Annotated in this window: 16 protein-coding genes and 1 pseudogene; 7 read left to right on the top strand and 10 right to left on the bottom strand. The window is 63.8% G+C overall.

The genetic code is table 11. The annotated features are described in order from the left end of the window. Positions 1 to 3: 3 nt before the first annotated feature. Positions 4 to 795, bottom strand: coding sequence for a crotonase/enoyl-CoA hydratase family protein (locus KCG88_RS07720; RefSeq protein WP_047337467.1), 792 nt, complete (start codon positions 793 to 795; stop codon positions 4 to 6). Positions 796 to 1181: 386 nt separating this feature from the next. Here KCG88_RS07720 and KCG88_RS07715 point away from each other — a divergent pair. Beyond that, positions 1182 to 2889 (top strand): annotated as a pseudogene (locus KCG88_RS07715) (DEAD/DEAH box helicase). Positions 2890 to 2980: 91 nt separating this feature from the next. On the opposite strand, the gene KCG88_RS07710 reads toward KCG88_RS07715, so the two are convergent. Then, the gene (locus KCG88_RS07710; protein WP_041119386.1) at positions 2981 to 3748 is read right to left on the bottom strand and encodes a class III extradiol ring-cleavage dioxygenase; all 768 of its coding nucleotides are present in this window, start codon (positions 3746 to 3748) and stop codon (positions 2981 to 2983) included. A 102-nt stretch (positions 3749 to 3850) separates the two neighbouring features. On the opposite strand from KCG88_RS07710, the gene KCG88_RS07705 reads away from it, so the two are divergent. After that, complete coding sequence (locus tag KCG88_RS07705) at positions 3851 to 4519, top strand: thiopurine S-methyltransferase (protein ID WP_047288217.1); 669 nt, start codon at positions 3851 to 3853, stop codon at positions 4517 to 4519. A 63-nt stretch (positions 4520 to 4582) separates the two neighbouring features. Here the strand turns inward: KCG88_RS07705 and htpX are convergent, their stop codons facing one another. Continuing rightward, the gene (gene htpX / locus KCG88_RS07700; protein WP_015636531.1) at positions 4583 to 5470 is read right to left on the bottom strand and encodes a protease HtpX; all 888 of its coding nucleotides are present in this window, start codon (positions 5468 to 5470) and stop codon (positions 4583 to 4585) included. Positions 5471 to 5771: 301 nt separating this feature from the next. Then, on the bottom strand, positions 5772 to 6983 hold the full coding sequence (locus tag KCG88_RS07695) for a pyridoxal phosphate-dependent aminotransferase (protein ID WP_047288215.1): 1212 nt from the start codon (positions 6981 to 6983) through the stop codon (positions 5772 to 5774). Positions 6984 to 7207: 224 nt separating this feature from the next. Between KCG88_RS07695 and msrB the strand changes: the two genes are divergently transcribed. From msrB to KCG88_RS07680, 3 genes are all read left to right on the top strand, one after another. Beyond that, positions 7208 to 7600 carry a peptide-methionine (R)-S-oxide reductase MsrB gene (gene msrB / locus KCG88_RS07690; RefSeq protein ID WP_047288213.1) on the top strand — a complete coding sequence of 131 codons (393 nt, stop codon included), beginning with the start codon at positions 7208 to 7210 and terminating at the stop codon, positions 7598 to 7600. Between the two features lie 105 nt (positions 7601 to 7705). Beyond that, on the top strand, positions 7706 to 8191 hold the full coding sequence (locus KCG88_RS07685; RefSeq protein ID WP_047288211.1) for a glutathione peroxidase: 486 nt from the start codon (positions 7706 to 7708) through the stop codon (positions 8189 to 8191). Further along, the gene (locus tag KCG88_RS07680; RefSeq protein WP_047288209.1) at positions 8188 to 8649 is read left to right on the top strand and encodes a MarR family transcriptional regulator; all 462 of its coding nucleotides are present in this window, start codon (positions 8188 to 8190) and stop codon (positions 8647 to 8649) included. Before KCG88_RS07685 ends, KCG88_RS07680 begins: the two co-directional genes overlap by 4 nt. Here KCG88_RS07680 and KCG88_RS07675 read toward each other — a convergent pair. After that, entirely contained in the window at positions 8633 to 10954 is a 2322-nt protein-coding gene (locus tag KCG88_RS07675) for a response regulator (RefSeq protein WP_047288207.1), read from the bottom strand. The two genes, KCG88_RS07680 and KCG88_RS07675, sit on opposite strands and share 17 nt — an antisense overlap. 165 nt (positions 10955 to 11119) lie before the next feature. On the opposite strand from KCG88_RS07675, the gene KCG88_RS07670 reads away from it, so the two are divergent. Continuing rightward, positions 11120 to 12010: an ATP-binding protein gene (locus KCG88_RS07670; protein WP_019092871.1), complete on the top strand. Its 891-nt coding sequence runs from the start codon at positions 11120 to 11122 to the stop codon at positions 12008 to 12010. Beyond that, positions 12007 to 12489, top strand: a complete 483-nt coding sequence (locus tag KCG88_RS07665; protein ID WP_047288205.1) for a GAF domain-containing protein — start codon at positions 12007 to 12009, stop codon at positions 12487 to 12489. Before KCG88_RS07670 ends, KCG88_RS07665 begins: the two co-directional genes overlap by 4 nt. Before the next feature lie 5 nt (positions 12490 to 12494). Here KCG88_RS07665 and KCG88_RS07660 read toward each other — a convergent pair whose 3' ends face one another. The 5 genes from KCG88_RS07660 to KCG88_RS07640 all read right to left on the bottom strand — a co-directional run bounded on the left by KCG88_RS07660 (position 12495) and on the right by KCG88_RS07640 (position 24909). Next, positions 12495 to 15443: an HD domain-containing phosphohydrolase gene (locus KCG88_RS07660; RefSeq protein WP_210712177.1), complete on the bottom strand. Its 2949-nt coding sequence runs from the start codon at positions 15441 to 15443 to the stop codon at positions 12495 to 12497. Positions 15444 to 15563: 120 nt separating this feature from the next. Next, complete coding sequence (locus KCG88_RS07655) at positions 15564 to 17306, bottom strand: response regulator (RefSeq protein ID WP_210712176.1); 1743 nt, start codon at positions 17304 to 17306, stop codon at positions 15564 to 15566. A 43-nt stretch (positions 17307 to 17349) separates the two neighbouring features. After that, positions 17350 to 17976 (bottom strand): response regulator transcription factor, encoded by a 627-nt coding sequence (locus KCG88_RS07650; RefSeq protein ID WP_047337464.1) that lies wholly within the window; start codon positions 17974 to 17976, stop codon positions 17350 to 17352. A gap of 202 nt (positions 17977 to 18178) precedes the next feature. Continuing rightward, positions 18179 to 23137 carry a hemagglutinin repeat-containing protein gene (locus KCG88_RS07645; RefSeq protein WP_210712175.1) on the bottom strand — a complete coding sequence of 1653 codons (4959 nt, stop codon included), beginning with the start codon at positions 23135 to 23137 and terminating at the stop codon, positions 18179 to 18181. A gap of 104 nt (positions 23138 to 23241) precedes the next feature. Further along, the gene (locus KCG88_RS07640; RefSeq protein ID WP_246882646.1) at positions 23242 to 24909 is read right to left on the bottom strand and encodes a ShlB/FhaC/HecB family hemolysin secretion/activation protein; all 1668 of its coding nucleotides are present in this window, start codon (positions 24907 to 24909) and stop codon (positions 23242 to 23244) included. Positions 24910 to 25305 lie beyond the last annotated feature (396 nt).

Below are 25305 nucleotides of genomic sequence, written 5' to 3'. Positions count from 1 at the left end.
TGTTCAACAGCCCTTGAACACCCCGGGCCGTTTTTCGATCATCGCCCGCACGCCCTCTTTGGCGTCCTCACTGTTCATCAGTGTGTGCACCAGCGGCGCCAGCCCCTGGGCGGCCACCGTTTCTCCTTCGAGCCTGGCCTGGCGTGCCGACATCAGGGTCGCCTGCACCCCCAGCGGTGCCTGGCGGGCAATCCGCTCGGCCAGTTCGATGGCCCGGGGCAGCAGGTCTTCGCTGGCCATGACCTCCTGCACCAGGCCCAGGCGCAGGGCTTCATGGGCATCGAATTCGTCCCCGGTCAGCAGCCAGCGCATGGCATTGCCCCAGCCGGCCAGTTGATGCAGGCGCAGGGTCGCGCCGCCGAAGGGGAAGATTCCGCGTTGCACCTCCATTTGCGCGAAGCGGGTGTTGCTGGCGCAGAGGTTGATGTCGGAGGCCAGCATCAGCTCGATGCCGATGGTCAGGCAGTAGCCCTGCACGGCGACGATCACCGGCTTGCTCACCCGCGGTCCGGCAAACACGCCCCAAGGGTCGCAGCCCCCGGGTGGTGCCTGCCAGCCCTGGGCCAGGGCGGCGCCGACATTGGCCAGGTCCAGGCCTGCGGTGAAGTGCTCGCCGTGGCCGAACACCACCGCCACCCGCGCCTCGCTGCTGGCTTGGAACTCGCCGTAGGCCAGGCTCAACTGGTTGAGCAGCTCGAGGTCGAAGGCATTGCGCTTGGCCACCCGGTCCAGGCCGATAAGGAACAGGTGACCACGTAGTTCACGGCTGACACGGCTGGCACTGGGCTGATTCATGAGCGCTGTCCTGGGAAGAAAGAGGGGAGGTTGGCGTGGGCGGTTTCGTGCACAAAGGTGAACCGTTTAAGCGCGATGACCAACAGCGCCGGGCCTGAGCAAAATAGCGCGCCGCCGAAGTCTGCGCAAAGCCCATGACAATCGGGTGTTCAGCGGATTTTTCCGATAAAAAAAACTCCCTTTTTTGAGTAATTCCGGTATAGTGCGCGCCGGCCTTTAGCCGGGCCACGTTTAGGTAATGCAATTCCCCGAAGTCAGCTTCGGCTGCTTGTCCGCTGCGCGGACTATCCTTGACGATCCATTCATCCAATCGTTTTCGCAAATCCCCGCCGACAAAGCTGCCAGGGTGACTCTTGAGTCTTACACGGCATGCGCAGCTTTGGAGCATGGGTCTTTGCGGATGCACTTAGAGGCAGACCCATGACCCAGGAAATCGGCGGCTTCGCCGCTCTTGAACTTCATCCCAATATTGTTGCTGCAGTAGTCGCTACCGGCTATGAAGAGCCCTCGGCTATTCAGCAGCAGTCGATCCCGATCATCCTTGCCGGTCACGATATGATTGGCCAGGCGCAAACCGGTACCGGTAAGACCGCTGCCTTTGCCCTGCCTATCCTGCACCGCATTGATCCGTCCAAGCGCGAGCCGCAAGCTCTGATCCTGGCCCCAACCCGTGAGTTGGCGCTGCAAGTTGCAACCGCTTTCGAAACCTACGCCAAGCAAATGCCGGGCGTGACTGTTGTGGCCGTCTACGGCGGTGCGCCGATGGGCCCACAACTGAAAGCAATCCGTAATGGCGCACAGATCGTTGTCGCCACTCCGGGCCGTCTGTGCGACCACCTGCGTCGCGACGAAAAAGTCCTGGCCACCGTGAACCACCTGGTTCTCGACGAAGCCGACGAGATGCTCAAGCTGGGCTTCATGGATGACCTGGAAGTGATCTTCAAGGCCATGCCGGAAACCCGCCAGACCGTACTGTTCTCGGCTACCCTGCCGCAGTCGATCCGGGCCATCGCCGAGCGTCACCTGAAGGACCCGAAACACGTCAAGATCCAGAGCAAGACCCAGACCGTCACCGCGATCGAGCAGGCTCACCTGCTGGTTCACGCCGACCAGAAGACCTCTGCCGTCCTGAGCTTGCTGGAAGTTGAAGATTTCGACGCCCTGATCATGTTCGTGCGCACCAAGCAAGCGACCCTGGACCTGGCCAGTGCCCTGGAAGCCAAAGGCTACAAAGCCGCTGCGCTGAACGGCGACATCGCCCAGAACCAGCGTGAGCGTGTGATCGACTCCCTCAAGGATGGCCGTCTGGACATCGTTGTGGCGACCGACGTAGCCGCCCGTGGTCTGGACGTACCGCGCATCACCCACGTATTCAACGTGGACATGCCGTACGACCCGGAATCCTACGTGCACCGTATCGGCCGTACCGGCCGTGCCGGTCGCGAAGGCCGCGCGCTGCTGCTGGTGACTCCGCGTGAGCGCCGCATGCTGCAAGTGATCGAGCGTGTAACCGGTCAGAAGGTTGCCGAAGTTCGCCTGCCGGACGCCCAAGCCGTTCTCGATGCTCGCATCAAGAAGCTGACCAACAGCCTGTCGCCGCTGGTGGCTGATGCTGAAGCGACCCACGGTGATCTGCTCGATCGCCTGACCGCCGACATCGGTTGCAGCCCGCGTGCCCTGGCCGCAGCCCTGCTGCGCAAGGCTACCAACGGTCAAGCGCTGAACCTGGCCGCGATCGAGAAAGAGCGTCCACTGGTGCCCAACAGCGCTCCACGTGGCGATCGTCCCGAGCGTTCCGGTGACCGTCCTGATCGTGGTGACCGTGAGCGTCGTGCGCCGATGCCTCTGGCTGAAGGCCGCGCTCGCTGCCGTACCGCCCTGGGTGCCCGTGACGGCATCGCTGCCAAGAACCTTCTGGGCGCGATCCTCAATGAAGGCGGCCTGGCCCGTGAAGCGATCGGCCGCATCCAGGTGCGTGACAGCTTCAGCCTGGTCGAGCTGCCGGAAGACGGTCTGGACCGCCTGCTGACCAAGCTCAAGGACACTCGCGTTGCCGGCAAGCAGCTGAAGCTGCGTCGCTATCGCGAAGATTGATCGGCCCCTGGGCTGATTGATCAGGCATAAAAAATCCCCGACTGGTTCGGGGATTTTTTTTGCCTGTCATTTGCCTTGGAGCTGGCGGCCATCAGCCAAATCGGTAGATGTCCATGCCCAGGGCGCCCAGGGTGAAGCCCTGGTGGGCCACGCTGAATTCGCCACCGGCGCCTCGGGCGAAATACAGCGGCAGCAGGTGTTCATCACTGGGGTGGCTGCGCACGGCATTTGGCGCCTGCTGGCGATAGTCATGCAGGGCCGCCTGGTCATCGGCCGCCAGCTTGTCGATCATCCAGTCGCGAAAGGCCTTGGCCCAGGGTTCGACGCTTTCCGGGCCAGCGTGCCAGTCCAGGTCCCGCAGGTTGTGGGTGATGCTGCCGGAGCCGATCAGCAGCACGCCCTGTTCCCGCAGGCTCGCGAGGGCATGGCCGATACGGGTCTGCAGGGCCGGGCCCAGGCGGCTGGGCAGCGACAGCTGGACCACCGGGATGTCCGCCTGCGGGTACATCAGCGACAGCGGTACCCAGGTGCCGTGGTCGAAGGGGCGCTGGCTGTCCAGTTGGGCGGGCAGGCCTTCGGCCTGGAGCAGCTCCACTACCTGGGCTGCCAGTTCCGGATCGCCCGGGGCCGGGTATTGCACGGCAAACAGCGCGGCGGGGAAGCCGCCAAAGTCGTGCCAGGTTTCCGGGTGCGGGTTGCAACTGACCCGCAGGTCGGAGCTTTCCCAGTGGGCCGAGACCACCAGGATCGCCCTGGGCCGGGGCAGCTCGGCTGCCAGGCGAGCCAGGGCCGGGCCGCTAGCGCCGGGCTCCAGCGCCAGCATGGGAGAGCCGTGGGAGATGAACAGGCTGGGAAGCATGAAGAGGCTCCTGAAGGTTAAGATGCGCCATCTTCAATCAGATCAATGATCTAAATCTAATATAAGTTTTAGCGCTTTTTGATCGAATTTTAAGGACTTCTCATGCAAGCGGATTTTTGGCAAAAGCGCTGGGAGCGCGATCAGATCGGCTTTCACCTGGCAGAGGTCAATCCCTACCTGCGGCAGTACTGGCCGGCCCTGGGCCTGGAGAAAAACAGTCGGGTACTGGTGCCCTTGTGCGGCAAGAGCCTGGATCTGATCTGGCTCGCCGACCAAGGGTTCGAGGTGCTGGGCATCGAACTGGCGGAAAAGGCGGTGGAGGATTTCTTTCGTGAGCACCAGTTGCAGCCGCAGATCAGCCAGCACGGGGTGTTCAAGGTCTACGCCCACGGGCCCATTGAGCTCTGGTGCGGCGATTTCTTTGCCCTGACCGCCGAGGACACCGCTGGTTGCACGGCCCTGTATGACCGTGCAGCCATGATTGCCTTGCCCGCGCCCATGCGACAGCGCTATGCCGCTCACCTCAATGGCCTGTTGCCGAATGCCAGCAAGGGGCTGCTGATCACCATGGATTACGCCCAGGAGCAGTTGGACGGCCCGCCATTTGCGGTGCTCGACGATGAGGTCCGGCAACGTCTTGGGGGCGTCTGGCAGCTGCAGGTAGAAACGGAGCGCGACATTCTTGGCGAGAGCTGGAAGTTTCTCCAGGGGGGCGTGACCCGGCTGGTGGAGAGGGTCTATCGCCTGAGCAAGCAGGGTGCCGCGAGATAGGTGTTTGGCGGCCAAGCAAAAGGGCGACTTGCGTCGCCCTTTTGGGTATTGCCTTGCCGTGGATCAGCCGCGACGACGCAGGGCCTCGATACGCTCTTCCAGCGGAGGGTGGCTCATGAACATGCGAGCCAGGCCCTGCTTGATGCCACCGTTGATGCCGAAGGCATTCAGGGTGTCGGGCATGTGCACCGGCAGGCCCTGTTCCGAACGCAGGCGCTGCAGCGCGCCGATCATCGCGTTGGTGCCGGCCAGGCGGGCGCCGGCTTCGTCGGCGCGGTATTCGCGTTTGCGCGAGAACCACATGACGATGGCGCTGGCCAGGATACCCAGAACCAGTTCGGCGAAGATGGTCGCCACGTAGTAGGCGATGCCCTGGCCTTCTTCGTTCTTGAAGATCACCTTGTCGACGAAGTTGCCGATGATCCGTGCGAAGAACATCACGAAAGTGTTCACTACACCCTGGATCAGTGCCAGGGTCACCATGTCACCGTTGGCGACGTGGCCTATCTCGTGGGCCAGCACGGCTTTCACTTCATCGGGCGAAAAACGTTCCAGAAGGCCCTGGCTGACGGCTACCAGCGCATCATTCTTGTTCCAGCCGGTGGCAAAGGCGTTGGCCTCATAGGCTGGGAAAATACCCACTTCGGGCATCTTGATGCCCGCTTCGCGGGACAGTTGCTCGACGGTCTGCAGCAACCATTGCTCATGGCGGGTGCGCGGTTGGGTGATGATCTGCGTGCTGGTGCTCATCTTCGCCATCCACTTGGAGATGAACAGCGAGAACAGCGAACCGGCAAAACCGAAGACCGCACAGAAAATCAGCAGCTGATTGAGGTTCAGATCAACCCCATTGGCCGCCATGAACCCGTTGAAGCCGAAAAGGCTCAGGGTAATGCTGGCAATCAGCACGACCGCAAGGTTAGTGGCCAAAAACAGCAGGATTCGCATCATGGTTGTAGAAATCTCCTCAAGCTAAAGATGTAGCGTACTGCGGGGTATATAAGGTGCGACAACCGCCTATTCAATACGGCTTCTATTTCAAACTGTGTCGCACAGGCCGGGTCCAGACGCTTGTAGTTCAACGCCATGAAGCAACGCCAGTGCGGCCGCCATCGGGCTGCGGTGCAGACGTGTGACAGTGGGCAGGATGGAAAGTGCAAGCTTATAGAAGAGGAGTTGAGCAGGGCAGTGAAGATGTGTTGCTGAATTAATCGCAGTGCGACCTGAGAGGGATCGCACTGCGATTTTTCCGTTACTGGCGGTAGGACTTGAGGAAGCTGCCGATCCGACCAATGGCCTGCTCCAGGTCATCCACCCGCGGCAGGGTCACGACGCGGAAGTGATCCGGCCAGGGCCAGTTGAAGGCCGTGCCTTGCACCACCAGGAGCTTTTCCGAGAGCAGCAGGTCGAGGACGAACTTCTCGTCGTTGTGGATCGGGCAGATCTTCGGGTCGATCCGCGGGAAGGCATACAGCGCGCCCATGGGCTTGACGCAACTGACCCCGGGAATGTCGTTGAGCAGCTCCCAGGTGCGGTTGCGCTGTTCCAGCAGGCGGCCGGGGGGCAGCACCAGGTCGTTGATGCTCTGGTAACCGCCCAGTGCGGTCTGGATGGCGTGCTGGCTGGGCACGTTGGCGCACAGGCGCATGTTGGCCAGCATGTCGATGCCTTCGATGTAACTCTGGGCATGCTGCTTGGGACCGGAAATGGCCACCCAGCCGGAACGGAAACCGGCTACCCGATAGGACTTGGACAGGCCGTTGAAGGTCAGGCACAGCAGGTCCGGGGCCAGCGACGCGGTGCAGATGTGCACGGCGTCGTCGTAGAGGATCTTGTCGTAGATCTCGTCCGAGAACACCACCAGGTTGTGCTGGCGGGCCAGCTCCAGCATGCCCAGCAGCACTTCCTTGGGGTAGACGGCGCCGGTGGGGTTGTTCGGGTTGATGATCACCAGGGCCTTGGTGTTCGGGGTGATCTTGGCCTTGATGTCGGCCAGGTCCGGCCACCAGTTGGCTTGCTCGTCGCACAGGTAGTGCACCGGGTTGCCGCCGGCCAGGCTCACCGCGGCGGTCCACAGCGGGTAGTCCGGGGCCGGCACCAGCACTTCGTCGCCGTTGTTGAGCAGGGCCTGCATGGCCATCACGATCAGCTCGGAAACACCGTTGCCCAGGTAGATGTCTTCGATGCCGATGCCTTCCACCTGCTTCTGCTGGTAGTACTGCATCACCGCCTTGCGGGCACTGAACAGGCCCTTGGAGTCACTGTAGCCCTGGGCAGTGGGCAGGTTGCGGATCACGTCCTGGAGGATTTCGTCCGGCGCTTCGAAACCAAAGGGCGCCGGGTTGCCGATATTCAGCTTGAGGATGCGGTGGCCTTCCTCTTCCAGACGTTTGGCGTGCTTGAGCACTGGGCCGCGAATGTCATAACAGACGTTGGCGAGCTTGTTCGATTTGCTGACCTGCATGGCGATGTGTTCCCGAAAATGAACGATCCAGGCGGAGGATGAACTACCGTACTGGGAATCCTGCCGTGTCACACCGGCCTGTAACCCGCACCGGCTGCGGCAAAATCCGTTTGAATGGGTGTAACGCGGCTGCCAGACTGGCGTCTGACGAGGCGCAATCATACGTGCCGCCCGATCCGTGGAAAAGACACAGATCGGGCTTTTTCCGTTGCAGAGGAAGGACCATGGAAAAGCTGGAAAAAACCCTGGAAGAATGGCGGTCGATGCTCGACCCGGAGCAGTACAACGTCTGCCGGCTCAAGGGCACCGAACGGCCCTTCTCGGGCAAGTACAACGCCACCAAGACCGATGGGGTCTATCACTGCATCTGCTGCAATGAGCCGCTGTTCGATTCCAAGGCCAAGTTCGATTCCGGGTGTGGCTGGCCCAGTTTCTTCGAGCCCATTGCCGACAGCGCCATGGTGGAGATCCGTGACGTGAGCCACGGCATGATCCGTACCGAAGTGGTCTGCGCCAAGTGCGATGCGCACTTGGGCCATGTGTTCCCGGACGGCCCGCCGCCCACCGGCCTGCGTTACTGCATCAACTCGGTGTGCCTGGACCTGGTGCCGCGCTGACCCGGCTGGCGACTCTTTGGAGTCGTCTTTTTTGTAATTAAATTGCATGCAATTTAATTGAGCGCTATTTTGCTGCCTCTTACTTTCACACATGGAGTTGCCGTCATGACCGACTCACTGCTGACCATTCCCTGCACCACCATCAAGGGTGAACAAAAGACCCTGGCGGACTTCGGCGGCAAGGCCGTGCTGGTGGTCAACACTGCCAGCAAGTGCGGCTTCACCCCGCAATACAAGGGGCTCGAAGAGCTGTGGCAGACCTACAAGGATCAGGGGCTGGTGGTATTGGGCTTTCCCTGCAACCAGTTCGGCAAGCAGGAACCAGGCAACGAAGGGGCGATCTCCGAGTTCTGCGAGCTCAACTACGGCGTGAGTTTCCCGCTGTTCAAGAAGATCGAGGTCAATGGCGCCGGGGCCCATCCACTGTTCGCGCAGTTGAAAAAGCGCGCACCCGGCGTGCTCGGCTCCCAAGGCATCAAGTGGAACTTCACCAAGTTCCTGATCGGCCAGGACGGCAAGCTGGTCAAGCGTTTCGCTCCGGCAACCAAACCCCAGGACCTGAGCCGCGAGATCGAAGCCCTGCTCAAATGAACGACCTGTCCGTGGATTCACTGAAACTCGATTCCCAGCTGTGCTTCAAGCTGTACGCGGCTTCGCGGGCGGTGGTCCGTGGCTACAAGCCGATGCTCGACCGCCTGGGCCTGACCTACCCGCAGTACCTGGTGATGCTGGTGCTGTGGGAATGGCAGGCAACGCCTCCGGTCCTGCCGACGGTCAAGGCCCTGGGCGAGCGCCTGTCCCTGGATTCCGGGACCCTGACCCCGTTGCTCAAGCGTCTGGAGCAGTTGCAACTGGTGCAGCGCCAGCGGTCCGGGCGCGACGAGCGCGAGGTGCACTTGAGCTTGAGCGACCGCGGCCTGGCGCTGCGTGAGCAGGTGCCGCCGCTGAAAGCGGCGTTGTTGTGCGACAGCGGGATCGATCTGGATAACCTCGATCAGCTGCGCGACGGCCTGGATCAGCTGCTGCAGCAGATCAAAGCTTTGTCGTAGTCGGCACCCAGAGGTCGAGCAGGGCGATCAGTTCTTCGCGACGAAAGGGTTTGGCCAGGTAGTCGCTCATGCCGGCGGCGCGGCAGCGTTCGCGTTCCTCGGGCATGGCGTTGGCAGTCAGGGCGATGATCGGCAGATCCGGCCAGCGCCCGCTGCGCCGGATCTGCCGGCTGGCTTCGTAGCCATCCATGACCGGCATGTTGCAGTCCATCAGCACCAGATCGAAACGATGCAGCTCCAACTGGTTGAGAGCCTCGGCGCCATGGGCGGCCACGGTCACCGCGCAGCCGAGCTTGCTCAGCATGCCCTTGGCCACCAGTTGGTTCACCGGATTGTCCTCCACCAGCAGGATGTCCGCCCGGCGCCGTTGCACAGGCATTTCCAACTGGGCGTCGTTGAGGGTGATGGTTTCCCCCAGCAACGAGCGTCGCAGGGTCTGATACAGCGCATTGCGCGCCAGGGGGCGGGCCTGTTGTTGCAGCGGTGCCAGGGCGTTGGCCTCTTCGCTGGGCAGGAAGCTGCCATAGGCGGTCACCAGCAGGATGGGCGCGCGGATCGCCGGGCGCAGGCCGAACAGGCATTCCGGGCAGTCGGTGATCAGCAGGTCGGGGTCGAGGCCGGCCAGGGAATCCTCGATATCACAGCGCTGATAGCTCAGGCCCCAACTGGGCAGCAGGCTGGCCAGCAGCTCGGCGAGGCCGCTGCCGGCCTCGGTAATGGCGATGATCTTCCCGGCCAGCGATGGTGGCGGGGCGGCCGGAGTGTGGCAGGGCAGTGGCAGGTCGGCGCAGAACTGGCTGCCGAAGCCGACTTCCGAACTGATGCTCAGGCGGCCGTCCATGGCTTCGCACAGGTTGTAGGTCAGGGCCAGGCCCAGGCCGGTGCCGCCATATTGGCGAGTGATGCCGGCGCCGGCCTGGGTATAGGGCTGGAAGATGCGCGCCTGGGCTTCCTGGGCGATGCCGATGCCGGTGTCGCAGATCTCGATGCGCACCCCGTCGCCCAGGGTGCTCAGGCGTACATCGACGCGGCCGAAACGGGTGAACTTGAGGGCGTTGGACAGCAGGTTGCTGACGATCTGCCGCACCCGAGTCGGGTCCCCCAGCACCAGGGCGGGGAAGTCCGGGGCGATCAGGCAGGCCAGCTCCACGCTGGCCGCGGCGTTTTGCGACAGCAGGTTGGCGGTGTCCTCCACCAGTACCCCGAGATCGAAGGGAATGCGTTCCAGCTCCAGTTGCCCGGCGTCGAACTTGGACATGTCGAGAATATCGTTGAGCAACTCCACCAGGACCTTGCCGGAGTCGTGGGCAATCGACAGCTGTTGGCGCTGTTCGGGGTTCAGCGGGCTGTCCAGGGACAGCGCGATCATCCCCAGCAGGCCATTGAGCGGGGTGCGAATCTCGTGGCTCATGTTGGCCAGAAACGCCGCCCGGGCCTGGGCCATGTCCAGGGCCGTGCGCCGGGCGATCTCCAATTCCTCGTTGGATTGGCTGAGCCGGGCATTGCTGGCCTTGAGCTCGGTGGTGCGGGCCGAGACGATGTTCTCCAGTTGACCGAGGTATTCGGTCAGGCGGTTCTCGGCGTTGCGCCGCTGCTGGATCTCGGTGGCCATGATGTCGAACTGCTGGTTGGCCACCTTGATCAGTACCCCGACCTCGTCGTTCTCGTGGCCATGGGGAAAGTCCAGCTTGGCCTGTTGCGGGCTGCGCGGGTCGCGGCTGCTGAGCTCGCGGATCACCCGCACCAGGGGCTTGGTCAGCATCACGTAGAACAGCGCCAGGAGAATCCCGGTGAGGATCAGGCTGCGGGCGAACCCGTTGATCAGGGTGACTTCGGCACGCCGCAGGAATCGGCTGCCGAAGGCGTAGGTGTCCACATCCAGGTGCAGGGTGCCCAGAGACTCCTCCGGCAGGTGGCTCAGATACAGGCGATCCTCGAACTGGCGATCGGCGCCGAACAGGAAGTCGCTGATGGCCCGATAGGGGCTCTGTTGCGGTGGCCGCTCGACATTGGCCAGCAAGGTATTGTTGTTGTCGATCAACTGCGCGCGAATGATCGCCGGGGAGCGCAGCAGGCCCAGGGTCAATTCCTGGGCCAGCTCGGCGTCGATGTTGTAGGCGATGCGCGAGGCTGGATTGTGGCTGATTTCCAGCAGCGATTGGATTTCACGATTGATGGAGGCGTCTTCGCTGGCATAATCGATGCCGATTTGCAGCAGACTGAGCGCGGTCCCCAGAATGAAACCCACCAGCACGGTGAGCCGGGCCTGTTTATAAGACAGGCGGTTGGTGAACTTGATATCCATGGGGGGTTGAACCACTTTCGTTTCCCTTCGCTGCGCAAGCATAGCTGATCATTTTTGGTTGCCGGGCTGGCCGGGCAGCAGCTGATGAAGCGATAGACCCCTTGATCGGGATTGCGTTTGCTCTGTGTGCCGCATCATTACCTTGAACGTGCCTGAGGAAAAGTCGTGGATGCTCGATTGAATGCATTTCTTGAACGTGCCGATGCGGTTCTGGCGCGGATTGAACCCTTGTTGCCCACCCTGCGCCAGCCCATCGACTGGAATCAGTGCCTGGCTGCCCGTTGGCAGCGTGAAGGGCGCAGCGGTTTCCTGCTGCCGCTGGAAGTCAGCCTGGACATGCGCCTGAGCGACCTGATCGGGGTCGACAAGCAGCGTGAGCAATTGGCGCGCAACACCCAGCAGTTCCTTGACGGCCTGCCAGCCAACCATGCCCTGCTCTGGGGCTCGCGTGGCACTGGCAAGTCTTCCCTGGTACGGGCCCTGCTGGCCGAGCACGCCAAGGGCGGCCTGCGGCTGATCGAGATCGAGCGCGACCACCTGGCGGACCTGCCGCGGGTGGTGGAACAGCTGGTCAAGCTGCCCCAGCGTTTCGTGCTGTTCTGCGACGACCTCTCGTTCGAGGCCGGCGAGGGCGATTACCGGGTGCTCAAAAGCGTGCTCGACGGCTCCCTGGAGCAGGCCCCGGAGAACGTGCTGCTGTACGCCACCTCGAACCGTCGGCACCTGGTGCCGGAAAAGGAAAGCGACAACGAGAACTGGAAGCGCGTCGACGGCGAGCTGCATCCCAGTGAGGCCGTGGAAGACAAGATCGCCCTGTCGGACCGTTTCGGCCTGTGGCTGTCGTTCTATCCCTTCACCCAGGAGCACTTTCTCAACGTGGTGGAACACTGGATCGGCGAACTGGCGCGCAAGGCCGGCCTCGACTGGCAGCGTGACGAAGAACTGGACATCCTCGCGGTGCGCTGGGCCACGGGCCGGGGCAACCGCAATGGCCGTTGTGCCTATCAATTTGCCCGCTATTGGGTGGGCCTGCAGTTGTTGGAGCAAAAAGCATGATTGATTTGCAAAGCGCCGGCCAAGGCCTGGATGGTTATGGGCTGCTGTGCGCGCAGTTGGAGTCGCTGCTGGCCGATGAGCGCGATTTCATCGCCAACGCGGCGCAGTTCTCAGCCTTCCTTTATAGCCAGCTGGAGGACCTGAACTGGGCGGGGTTCTACCTCAACCGCGACCAGGAGCTGGTGCTCGGGCCGTTCCAGGGGCAAATCGCCTGCGTGCGGATTCCGTTTGGCCGTGGCGTCTGCGGTACCGCGGCGGCGACTCTGCAAACCCAGCGGGTGGAAGATGTGCACGCCTTTGCCGGGCACATCGCCTGTGACAGCGCTTCCAACAGCGAGTTGGTGGTGCCGCTGGTCAAGGACGGCCGGTTGATCGGTGTGCTCGACCTGGACAGCCCGAAGCTGGCGCGCTTCGGTGTTGCCGACCAGGCGGGAATCGAGCAACTGGCGGCGATCTTTCTGCGCTTGAGCGACTGCTGAAGCCCTCAGGTGCTCAAGCCTGCCTTCTTGAGCAGTGAATCCTGGTCCACCGGGTCGACCTGTTGTGGCATCAGGAAACGCTCCGCGTAGCGCTGGTAGATCCGTTGCTGGATGAACAGCTCGAACAGCTCGGGATCGATATGGGCATCGCGGCACATCATGGCCATGATGTTCAGTGCCTCGCTCAGGGTCTTGCCCTTTTTGTAGGGGCGGTCTGCCGCGGTCAGGGCCTCGAAGATGTCGGCGATGGCCATCATCCGCGCGGGCAGGCTCATCTGTTCGCGCTTGAGCTGCTTGGGGTAGCCGGTGCCGTCCATCTTCTCGTGGTGGCCGCCGGCGATCTCCGCCACGTTCTGCAAGTGGCTGGGGAAGGGCAGGTGCTCGAGCATGATGATGGTCTGCACGATGTGGTGGTTGATCACATAGCGCTCTTCGGCCGTCAGCGTGCCCCGGGCAATGCTCAGGTTGTATAGCTCGCCACGGTTGTACTTGTGGCTGGGCACCTGCAGTTTGAAGCCCCAGGGGTTGTTCGCCGGCATGACTTCCGTGGCACTGCGCTCCAGCAGGTGTTCGGGCTTGTCCGCCAGCAGAGGTTCCAGCACCGGCAGGCTCGGCGCCGGGGTGCGTTCCTGGCGCTGGTTCTCTTCCCAGGAAACCCCCAGGCGATCGTCCAGGGTTCTGCTCCAGGTGCGCTGGGCGATGCGCTGCAGGCGCTGCTGGTCGGCTTCGGCCATGAATTCGGTGCCCATGTTGCAGCGGGCGACAAAGGCGAAGTCATCGTCCAGGGCCTGCAGCCGGGCCTCGCGCTCGGCGGCAAGAGGCTGTTCTTCGCCGCCCAGGGCCAGGGCGCGCCAGTAGTCGATCCAGGCGTCGCGCTTGAGCACCTCGAAGCGGGTGCGGATTTCGTGGATGCGGTTGTTCAGGGTTTCCAGCTTGGTGGCTTTGTCCACCACGTATTCCGGGGTGGTGACCTTGCCGCAGTCGTGCAGCCAGGCGGCGATGTGCAAGGCTTCCCACTCGTCCTCGCCGGGCTGGTAGGCAGCGAATCGAGGGTCCTGGCTGGCGGCGGCCGCCTCGGCCAGCATCAGGGTCAAGGCCGGTACCCGCTGGCAGTGGCCGCCGGTGTAGGGGCTCTTGGCGTCGATGGCCCCGGCCAGCAACTGGATAAAGGCATCCAGCAACTGTTTCTGCTTGTTCTGCAGGCGCTGGCTCTCGATGCACAGGGCGGCGGTGGCGGACACCGCCTGGATAAAGGCGATGCGGTCCGGGCTGAGTTTGTCCAGGTCGGCCTCGGCGCCGCTGTCCACCAGGAACAGCAGGAGCATGCCTATGGTTTCGTTGTGCCGGTTGCGCAGGCGAATGCCCACCAGGTGCGCACTGGGGCTGTCGAGGGCCAGCAACACGCTCTGCAGGTCCGCGGCCTGATCGAATCCCAGGGTGGTGACCACGCTGTCGTTGTGGGTCAGCTGGCTCAGCCACTCGGGAGTCCGGCTGTCCGCCAGTTCCCGGGAGCCGATGGGGAACTGCGCCATGTCCTGGGGCTGGCCATCGATGATCAGCCCATGGGGCTCCAGGCGCGTGCCCTTGCTTTCACAGAGGTAGATCAGGCCGGCCTGGGCCTGGGCGATCTTCACGGTCTCGAACAGCACCCGTTGCAGCAGCGGGTCGAAGCGGGTTTCGGCGGACAGGCTGGCGTTGATCTCGAAAAAGCTCGCCAGGGTGTCTTTCATCCGGGCCATCGAGATGCTCAGTTGATCAACCTCCAGCACCGGTGAACGCCGGGAAACCGGATAGTCGAAATCGAAACTGCGGATCGCGTCGGCCTCCTGCACCAGGGCGTGCAGGGGCCGTACCAGGACCCGGGAGATCAGCCAACCAAGGGGCAGGCACAGCAGCAGGGTAGTGAGGGTGATCAGCGCCCCTTGCCAGCGCAGGCGATAGGCGTCGGCCAGAAGTTCGTCCTCGGGCACCAGCAGCGCCAGCTGCAAGCCGCCGGGGCCACCCTCGGCGATATGGCCGCTGGCGACAATCCAGCTGCGCCCCTGGGCCTGCAGATGGCCGCCTTCGGTCTGGCCATGCATCAGGGCAGCGAGCGCCGGGCTCAGGTCGTTGGCCTTGACCAGCCGCGCACTGCGTTGTTCCGGCAGCAGCTTCTGGCTGTCCGGGTAGGCCACGACGTTGCCCTGGTCATCCAGCAGGGCAACCTCGGTGGAGGGCGTGACGCGGTGCTTGGCCAGGGTCGAGGACAGCTGTTCCAGGGTCAGGTCGGCGGCGATCACGGCCATCTTGCCGCTATGCCGGGCCAGGGTGGTGCCGACGTTCTGGGTGGAATAGAACACATAGGGGCGGGTGGTGATCTGGTCGGCGTCGCCCCGGGCGCTGGAAAACCAGTCGCGGTTACGTGGGTCGTAGCGCTCGTCGGGGTGCTCCAGGCGGTCGATCAATACCAGCCCGGGGTCATAGAACAGCGATTGGGAGTGGACTTTGCCGGTGCGGGAGTCGCGCTCGATACTCCACACCTCGTAGGCGCTGTTCTGCGGGGCCTGGCGCCTCTCGCGGATCTGCGGATTGCGCAATGGCCGCACCATGAAGAAATCGCCATTGGCGTAGCCCAGGTACAGCGACGCCAGGTCCGGGTTGTCCAGCAGGGCCTGGCTGAAAGGCCGCAGCAGGGCCAGCCGGTCTTCCAGGTTCGCCGCCTGGGCCGCCGGCGAGCCCGCCAGCAGGCTGAGCAGATGGCGCATGGGATCGTAGGTCGCCTTGACGTCGCTGCGTACATCCAGCTCGATGCGTTGGAAAAGCTTTTCACTGCTGTCGAGGATCAGCCGCGTGGTCTGCTGGTAGTTGTAGAGGCCCAGCACCACGCCCGTCAGGAGCAACAGGAAGGTGAACATTGCACTGATATGGATATGCAGAGGAAAGCGGCGTTGTGCTAAGGCAGGGGTGCTCAGCATTCCAATTCACTCCAAAGGCACACGAGGCATGGCTCAGGAACCAAGCATAGTTAAGGCTGGCATTGCCTGCCTTGGCTTCACCGGGGACCGAGGGGGTCCAGGAAACCGTTGCTACGGGTTTCATGGATGGGACTGACGGCGAGGCAATACTGGCCTTTTGCTATTTTCCTGGCAAGAGGCAGGCGAGGTTGCTTCGCGGGGCAGCGCAGCTTGCGGTTGGGTATGGCCTTCGAGGTGTCGGTGCAGGGATTGGGCCAGGCGTACCAGGGCCAGGTCCAGGGCGCGCACGGCGGTGCTGATGACGGTAACCCTGGCCCGTTCCAGGCAGGCCCGGTCCAGGTTTTCACAGCAGTGCTGCAGGGGTGTGGCCCGGACCATCAGCGCCGAGCCCCTGATCTTGTGGGCCAGCTCCAGCAGGGCGGTGAAATCGTCGGGCGGGATCCTCCCCAGCAGCTGGCGATCCTCACGGCAGCACTGCAACAGTTTTTCCAGCAAGTTGCGGACAAGCTGCGGCTTGCCATGGGTCAGGGTGAGCAAGGCCTCGATGCTGAAACTGTCGGGCCTTGGCAGGGGGCGCAGCGTCGCCAGGCGCGAGCCCAGCAACTCCAGCCCCAGGGGCTTGCACAGGCAATCGTGCATGCCGGCATCCAGGCCACGCTGATGCGTCTGCGGATCGTTGCTGGCGCTGCAGCCGATCAGGTTGACCGCTGGCCCGGAACCTTCGCTGCGGCGTATGGCTTCGGCCAGTTGGTAGCCATTCATCAAGGGCATGTTGCAGTCGACGATCAGCAGGTCGAAGTCGCCCTCGCGCCATAGCTGATAGGCCTGCAACCCGCTCCTGGCGCAGGTGACCCGGTGCCCGAGGTGCTCCAGTTGCCCTTGCAGCAAGACCAGGCTGGCAATGTGATCGTCTGCCAGCAGCACATCCAGCGGCAGTTGGGCGGCAGCCGGCGTGGCGGTGACGGGCCTGGGGGCCAAGGCCGTGCGGCCGGGCAAGGTCAGCCTGACCTGCACTTCGCATCCGGGGCCTGTGCGGCCGTGCAGGCTCAGGCTGCCCCCCATCTGCAGGCACAGCTGATGACTGATGGGCAGGCCAAGGCCACTGCTGTCCCGGGGTGACTGGCTGTTCGGATCCACCTGGGCGAAGGGCTGCAACAGGCGCTGACGATCCTGTGGGGGAATGCCGATGCCGGTGTCCAGCACCCGCAGCAGCAGGTCCAAGTGCCCGGGGCGCGCCGCTGGCAGCAATTGCAGCTTGACCTGCACCTTGCCCTGTCGGGTGAACTTGAGGGCATTGCTCAACAGGTTGGTGAGGATCTGCTTGAAACGCAGGCGATCCACCAGCACCTGGGGTTCGGGGGGCGGGGCCTGGAACTCCAGGCTCAGGTCCAGGTTCTTCTGCCGGGCCATGGCCTGGAACACCCCCAGCACTGCCTCGGCGCTGTGGCTCAGGCAGGTCCAGGTCGGGTTCAGTTGCAGTTGCCCGGACTCGATCCGGCTGATGTCCAGCAGGTCGCCGAGCAGCTCCCGCAGGTCAGTGGCGGCGCCCAGGGCCAGCTCAAGGGAGCCACGGTTGGCTGAGCCGGCCTCGGTGCGTTGCAGCACCAGTTCCAGGAGGCCGATAAAGGCGTTCAGTGGTGTGCGGATCTCATGGCCAAGGTGGCCGAGGAACTGGCTTTTGAGGTGGTTGGCCCGCTCGGCCTGCTGCAGGCTGGTGCCCAGGGTTGCCACCGTCTGTTGCAGCGCCTGGACCTGTTGCCGGTGTTGGCGCAGTTGCCGGTACAGGCAGGCCAGGCCCAGCCCGGCAGCAATCGACAGCAACAGCAGGGCAGCGACGCCTATCGGCAGCAGGGCCGGGGTCATGGCCAGGGTATCCGGCACATCGGGGAAGTTGCGGGCTGGCGGTTCATATCAATGCGTTACGCTTGGCCATGTCCACCAGCTCACTCATCGAAGTGGTCGCCAGTTTCTGCATGATGCGTTTCTTGTAGGTGCTGACGGTCTTGTTGCTGAGAAACATGCCGGCAGCAATTTCCTTGTTGGTCTGGCCCATGGCGAACAGCTGCAGGACCATCAATTCCCGGTCATTGAGCGAGTTGAACTGCGCCAGCTCCAGCGGCGAGCCAAAAGTGTTGCGGTCAACCTGCAGGGCCTGGCTGGGGAAGTAGTTGTAGCCACTGCAGATCGCCTTGATGGCGCTGAGCAGCTCGCTCATGTCCTCCTGTTTGCAGACGTAGCCACAAGCCCCGGCGCGCATGCAGCGGTTGGCGAACAGGGCGGCGGACTGGGCGGTCAGGACCAGGATCCGCGAGCGCCTCGGCATGTTGCCGAGGCGCTCCAGCAGTTCCAGCCCGTCCAGCTTGGGAATGCAGATATCGAGGATGACCAGGTCCGGTTCGCAATCACGGACCATCTGCAGTGCATCGACGCCGTTATCAGTTTCACCAACGATCGAAAACCCTTCGTGCTCCAGCAGGATACGAATGGCCATGCGCACCACAGGATGATCATCAATGATAAGTACCGAGCCCATACAGGCCTCCAGCCGACCAATGGAAAGCCCGAACGGTAGCCCAGCTGGTGGAGGGGAAGCGTCGCGAAAAAGCGGTAATACGCAATCTAGGAAGCGTCTTACACAGAATAAGGGGAGGGATTACAGGCAGTTGGCATCTAATGGAAGTTCAACAGGGTGGGGCACCCAGGCCGCCCTCCCAGGAAGGAGGGCGGCCATGGCCTCATGGCGTTTTCTGATCGATGCCGGCTTGCAGCAGCTGGTTGTTGCTGTGGCCGCCGACGCGCAGCGGGCCGAGGTTGAACACCTGGTCCTTGCTGGTGGCCTCGTCCTGTTTGCGGGTCAGCTCGCTACCGGCGCCCAGGGCCAGGTTGACCGGTGACTTGGACAGGTTGAGCCCGGCGTCGACGCGGTAGTCCGAGCCGGCCAGGGCGTTGCTGGTGACCTTGGAGCCCCCCAGGTCGACCCGACCCTCGCTGGCACCGATGCGTGCACCGGTGAGCGTGGTTTCGCCGCTGACCCGCAGGTTCACCCCTTGCTGGCCACGGATGCCCGAGGCCTGCTCCACACTGTCCTTGCCGGCATGGCTGAAGCCCAGGTTCAAGGTCGGGGTGTAGGAGGTGTTGCCACTCTTGTCGCCGAACAGCACGCCCTCAGCGGTGTTGGCCACCTTGCTGCCGGTGGTGTTCTTCTCGCTGACCGAGTAGCTGTCGCTGGTTTTCGGCCAGAAGCGGTCCTTGAGGCTGGAGAAGCCATTGCCCACGGCGTCGGCCTTGTCGGCCAGGTAGCTCTTGGCCTTGTCCACGCCGTTGCCAAAGGCGCCACGGGGCTCGGGGTTGACGTCGTAGCTGCCGCTGCGGCTGAGCTTCTCGCCCAGGCGCTCCTTGGCGTTGCTGGCCTGGGCGACCACGCTGTCCTTGGCCGAGCCGAGTTTGTCGACGCCCTTGTCCACGGCGTTCTCCAGTTTCTCGCGGTGCTTGTCGAAGCCTTTCTCGGCCTTGGCCTTCAGGTCGTCCTTGAGCGGGCCGGTCGGCTTGGCCAGCTTGTCCACCAGCCCGGGCTGGTTCTTCGCCACCTCCAGCTTGGCGTCGATATTGACCTGGGTGCTGCGCAGGCGGTCCTGGCGGCTTTCGATGTCGAGGCGGCCACCGATGGCCCCATCGACCCGTTGCGCGTCGATGTTGGCCCCGGCCAGATGCACGTTGCCGGCGCTGTTGAGGACCACCTGGTCGGCCTTGATCAGGCTGTTGTGCTGGGTGGTGCTCTGGCGCTGGTCGACGTCGATCTTGGCCCGGGCGTTGATCCCGCGGTCGATTTTTGGCGAGTCGTGCTCGCTGGCATCGGCCAGGGTGGTCTTGCCCATGCTGCCACCGGCGCCCAGGGTCAGGCCCCAGTTGTCATGGGCCTGGGTAGAGTGCGCCGACTCCTGGAAGATGCCGCCCTGGGCCGCATCCAGGACGACCTTGCCGGCGTCGATCCGGGTGCCCTGCAAGTGAATCGCGTCGTCGCCGGTGGCGGCGCTGCCCAGCAGGACCGGGCCCTGGCTGTAGAGTTGCGCGCCGCGCTGGCTCTGGTCGTTTTCAGAAACCCGGCCAATGTTGAAGTTGGCGCTGAGGTTGGCGCTCTTGCCGCTGCTTTGCTCGCTGCTGGTTTTACTGGCACCGGCGGTGAGCCCGCCACCCAGGTTGCTGCCCTGGCTGGCGTGGGTGTCCACGGCGGCTTGCAGGTCCAGCTTGCCGCCAGCGTCCAGGCGGATATCGCCGGTAGGCCGTGCCGCGTTGCCGATCTGCGTGCCTTGCAGCGTCAGGTTGGCGCCGCTGTCGAGCTGCACCGGGCCCTGGCCCTGGATGCTGGCGACCCGCGCCTGGTTGTCCTGCTGCTCCAGGCTCTTGTGGTCCAACTGGACGCCGGCACCCAGGTTGAGGTTGCTGCCGTTGCTACCCGGGGTGGTGCCCAGGGTCAGCGAGGCGTCGCCACGCAGGCTGGAGTGGCTGCTGCTCTGGCGGTCATTGGCCTGGTTCAGCGCCAGTTCACCGCCGCTCTTGAGCGTCACGCCACCCTGGCCGCCATTGAACTGGCTGCCTTCGAAGCGCCCGTCGCCGGCCAGCTGGATGTCCACGCCCTGGCTGGCGTTGTAGCTGCCGACCTGGGCCTGGTCCTTGCTGCTGGTGACGGTGCTGCTGCCGCCGGCACCGCTGCCGCGGATGTTCAGGTCCTCGCCGGTATTGGTGTAGACCCGCACGCCGGCCTTGGCATCCAGGGCCTGTTCGCTGCTGCTGGTGCTGTTGCTGGCGGCGCTGGCCAGCAGGCTGTCGGCGCTGATTTTCACCGCGCCATCAGTGGCACGGTACTGGGTGCCCTGGTCCTGCAGTTGGCCTTTGACCTTGACCTCGACCTGGCCACCGCTCAACTGGCTGACCACCGCGGTGCCGCTGCTGCTGTCCAGCTGGCGGTTCTGGTGGCTGACGTCCACGTCCAGCCCGACGTTGGGCTGTTCCAGGGCATCGAGCACTCCCGGTTGATGGAACTTGCGCTGGGCCACGCCCTGGATGGCCTTCTCGATCGGCCGGGTGACGCCCTTGTATTCAACGTTGGCGCCGACATCCACTGCCCAGTTGTTGTCCTGGTGGTGGCTGGTTTCGCTGTTGCGGGCGGCCTTGTTCACCACCTCGCCGGCGTTGACCTGCAAGGTACCGCCAGCCTTGACCTGGGCCCCTTCGGTGGTCAGGCGGTTGCCGGCGTTGAGGGTCAGGTTGCCGCTGGCGCCGATGTTGCTGGTTTGTGCGGTGCTCTTGCTGCTGCTGTCCTGGGTGCTGTTGTGCGCCACTTCCACGCCGTTGCCGGCCCGGTCCAGGCCGCCGGTGTAATAGAAGCCGCCGCCGGTGGTGGTGCTGTCGCTGTGCTTCTGGGTTGTGTTGTCCGCGGCCAACAACTGCACATGCTTGCCGCTCAGGCTGGCGTCGCCGGCCGTGGCCGCAAGGTCGCTGCCTTGCACCTTGAGATCTTCGCCGGCAGTGACCGCCAGGGTGCCGCCGGTGAGGCTGGAGCCCTGTTGCCGGGTGCTGTCGCTGCTGTCGTTGCGCTGCTGATCCTGGTAGCGCACGCCAGCCCGGTACTGGCCGGTGCCGGGTGCGTTTTCCTTGGCGTAGGCGTCGAAGCCACGCTTCTGGGTGCTGCTGCTGTCGTGCCGGGTGTCTTCGGCGGCCGCGACCTTGATCGTGCCCTTGGCGCTGGCGTCCAGTGCTCCTGCTGCGGCGACCTGGGAGCCGCTGACGGTCAGGTCCTCGGCGCTTTGCAACTTGAGGTTGCTGTCCGAGCGCACCTGGCTGCCGACCGTGGTGCTGCCCTTGTTCTGCTGGCGGCTCTCGTCCTTGGCAATGCCGAAGAACTTGCTGTCCTTGCTGTGGTTGTTGCTGTGGGACGTGTCCTGTACGCCGTCGATGGTCAGCGCGCCCTTGTCACTGATGACGCTGGCCTCGGTGCCGCCCCGGGCCTGGCTGCCGCTGATGCGTACGCTGTCGGCGCGCACGATCAGCTTGCCGTCGGCATTGACCTTGCTGCCCTGGTTCTGGGTCTTGCCCTGGCCGCCGTCGGCGTTCTTGCCGAAGAAGCCACCGCCCACCAGGTCGCCGGAGTAGCGCTGGTTGCTCTGGTTCTGCTGGCGGCTGGCGCTGGTGATGTCGACGTCCTTGGCGCTCAGCAGGATGTCGCTCTGGCTGTGTAGCTCGGCGCCCTGCAGTTGCAGTTTTTGCTGGCTGGTCAGTGCCAGCTGCTTGCCGCTCTTGAGCTGGCTGGTGACGGTGCGCTGCTCGCTGCTGGCGTTGTCCCAGTTTTCCTTCCACAGGTGCTTGCGATGCTGGCCCTGGTCACGCTGGGTTTGGGTCTCGGTGGCGGCGGTCAGGCGCAGGTCGCCGCCGCTTTGGGCGCTCAGGCGATTGCCGGCCTCGACGCTGCTGCCCTGGATCTGGGTGCTGGCGCCGGAATTCAGCTCGGCATCCTGCCGGGCGACGACCTTGTTACCGTGCTGGCGGCTGTCGCTGTCGGTGTGGGTACTGTCGTAGGTTTCCCAGGTGATGCCGATGGTGCTGTTTTCCCATTGCTGGCGTTTTTCCTGGAGCTTGCGGCTTTCGATGCTGCTCAGGGTCAGGTTGCGCCCGGCGTCGAGCTTGACGTTGCGGCCACTGACATCGGTGGCGGCCAGGGTCAGGTCCTTGGCCCCGTGCAGCTCGATGTCGCCCTGGCTGCTGACCCCGGCGCGGATCGCGTCGAGGCTGTTGTCCACGGCCTGGCCACGGATGTCCAGGTCACCGGCGGAACTCAGCTTGACCCCGTCGCGGCCATCCATCTGGACGGCGCCAACGCGCACCCCGGCACCTTCGGCGGTGCTGACGATATTGATCCGCCCGGCCTGCATGGCACCGAACAGGCTGGCGTCGATGCGCTGCTCCTGGGTGCGGCTTGCCGGGTCGACGTTACGCACCTGGCCGCTGGGGTAGTCCAGCTGGTTGCGGCCGACGGTGACATTCAGTTGGTCCCGGGCCTTGAGGGCGCCCTGGCTGTCGATGCGCGGGGCGATCAGGTTGATCGAACCCTCGGCGTTGCGCAGGCCACCGCCCTGGATAGCCAACTGGCCGCGGGCATCCTGGGTGTTGAGCCCTTGCAGTTTGCCGTCCTGGAGTTCCGGGCGGCCCACCACCAGGCTGGCATTGGGGGTGTTGATGAAGCTGCCGCCATTGACCGAGATGCCGTTGGGGTTGGCCAGCACGAAGTCGGCGGCGCGGCCGAAGATTTCCTGGGCGCCATTGAGTTGCGAGGCGTTGCGGCTGATCACCTCGTTGAGGATCACGCTGGCCGCCTGGCCGTGCAGTTGTGCGTTGGCCGCCAGTTGCCCGGCCAGTTGCGACTGCCCGGCCTGCAAGGCGTTGTTCAGTACCACGCCCTGTTGCCCGACGTTGTAGTCCAGGAACTGGTTGTGGGAGAGGCCGCCGGCATTGGGCGCGACGATGTTGACGATGGGTACGCCTCCCTGGTTTTGCAGCTGGGGGATGCCGCCGGGCCCCTCGGCCACGGTGATCCCGCCGGCCAGGGCCAGGGGCAGATGGGAGACCAGCAGCAGGCCGGCAATGGTCCAGCGCAATGTGCCCTGGGGCGAAAGGTGGAACCTGTGAGTGTTGTCAGGCATGAGAACCTCGTTCTGAGTGGGGTGAGCCGGGCGTTGCTTTCTAAGGGGGCAACGGCGCGTGATGCTCAGGTTCGTCGGTTGATTCAGGCTAATCGGCGGTCGGGTCAAATCTGCAGGCTGAACCTGGCCAGCCAGACTTCCGGCTCCGTTCGGAAACCTTCCGGGGTGTTGAGGTTGCGTTGGTAGTCCAGGTCGACCTGGACGTTTTTCCAGGCCAGGTTGAGGCCCAGGCTGGCGCCACTCAGGTGCTTGCTCTGGGCCCCTTGCTCGGCCTTGATCCAGCCGTTGTCCAGGCCCAGGCGCGGGGTGATCTTGAGCGGCAGGTCGTTGTCGAGCGGCAGGCGCAGGGTGTTGCGCCATACCGCGCCAATGGCGCCGGAAGCACTGTTGATGCGATAGCCGCGCACTGCCGAATCGTCGGTGCCCAGCAGCTGTTCGATGGCTGGCAGCGGGTCCGGGCTGTACTGCGCCGAGAGTTGGCTCTGCCACTGCCAGCGCTGGGTGCCCAGTTGGCCGTTGCGCCACTGGCTGAGGCCGGCGCGGTACTTGCGGAACTGCGCCTGGGGCAGGTTGCGCTGTACCTGCTGCGAGTCGCGGTCGGCGCCGAACCAGGTCAGGCCCTGGGCGTAATTGACGTCCAGGTTCCACACTGCGCTGTCGAGCCAGAACAGGTTGAGCCCGGCTTCGGCCACGGTCAGGGTCGGGCTCTGGATCTGCAGGTGGGCCTTCTGCAGGTAGCTGTCCACGTCCTTGTAGGCCAGTTGCAGGTTGGCGCTGAGCTGGTGGCTCTGGTCGCGCCACAGCACCCGGTCGGCGCGGCCGCTGACCATGTCGGTGCGCCCGCTGTTGTACAAGGTGGTGCGGGGCAGCTTGAGCGGCGCGCGGTATTCGGCATGGCTGGCGAACAGGCTGTAGGTCCAGTAGCCGTAGGGCACCGAGTAGAACAGGCTGCTGCTGCGGCTGTAGCGCGGGCCGTGGTTGAGGGTGTCGCTGTAGTTCAGGTTCAGCGCGTCGTTGATCTGCAACGGGCTGTCGAGGTTGAGGTTGATCGACTGCCGGTCACGCCCGGTGCCGGCGCTGCCCAGGTTATCCACCCCCAGGCCCAGGCCCCAGCGCGCGGCGCTGCTGCGCGAACGCAGGATGATCCGCGAGGCGCCAGGCTGGCTGCCGGGGGCGATGTCGGCAGTCAGGTCCAGGGAGCGCAGGCGGTTCAGTTGATCCAGGCCCTGCTCCAGGTCCCGCAGGTACAGGGGCTTGCCGAGCATGCCCGGGAAAGCGCCGCGCAGGGACACCGGCAGGCTCTGGTCGGCCAGTTCGATGGCTTCGACGTAGCCTTCCTCCACCAGGATATCCAGGCTGTGCCCGGCCGCCGGAGTGCTGGCCAGGTAAGGGCGGCTGGCGATGTAGCCGGCCTCTACATAGAGGCGCGTGATGGCCGCCAGCAGCTGGTTGATCTGGTTGGCCCCCATGCACGGCGCGACATACGGTTTGATGTAGTCATTGAGCCGGGCCTTGTCGAACAGGCTGACGCCGCCGATGCGGGTGCCGCTCAGGGGCCAGCAGCGCTCGTCGCTGGCAGCCTGCGCGGGTTGGCTGGGGGCCGCCGGGGTGCTGCTGAAACTGCCGCGCTGCATCTGCCGCTGGCGCTGTTCCAGTTGCAGTTGTTGCAGGTCCCGTTGCTGTTGTTGCTGCAGGCGCAGGGCTTCCTGGCCCGGTTGCAGGTTATCGGCCAGGGCCGGCGTCAGGTACGTCAGGCCCAGCAGCAGTCCCAGGCACCAAGTGCTGGTGTGGGGGAAAAGGGAGCGGTCAGTGCGTAATGAATAGGGCACTTGGCATCCTTACTGTAATAAGACGAAGTGACAGACACTCGGGAAGCCGGGTATGAGGCTCAACTAGTGGCGTCGCTTTTAGTTCTGCCCTGTGAGCGCTAAATACCTTCGATAGTTATATCGGAGGTATCAGTGCTCAAGTGCTCGGAAGTGACAGTTCCTGAGTAAGTGCCGGATGGGTTAGTGCAATTTCAGGTATGACAAAAGGGTTGAGTGAGTTGCAGTGGAAACGTTACAGCGCAGCGCAAAATTAAATTTTCCGGGGGCGGTCAGCGGTGGGAATAGCCTGTGAAATCGAGACTATCCGAAACCCAAAAGGCTATTTGTACGTAAATTGTA

The sequence above is a fragment of the Pseudomonas sp. MWU349 genome, assembly GCF_017947325.1.
Classification (GTDB): domain Bacteria; phylum Pseudomonadota; class Gammaproteobacteria; order Pseudomonadales; family Pseudomonadaceae; genus Aquipseudomonas; species Aquipseudomonas protegens.
This window is presented reverse-complemented; position numbering and strand designations above follow the sequence as displayed.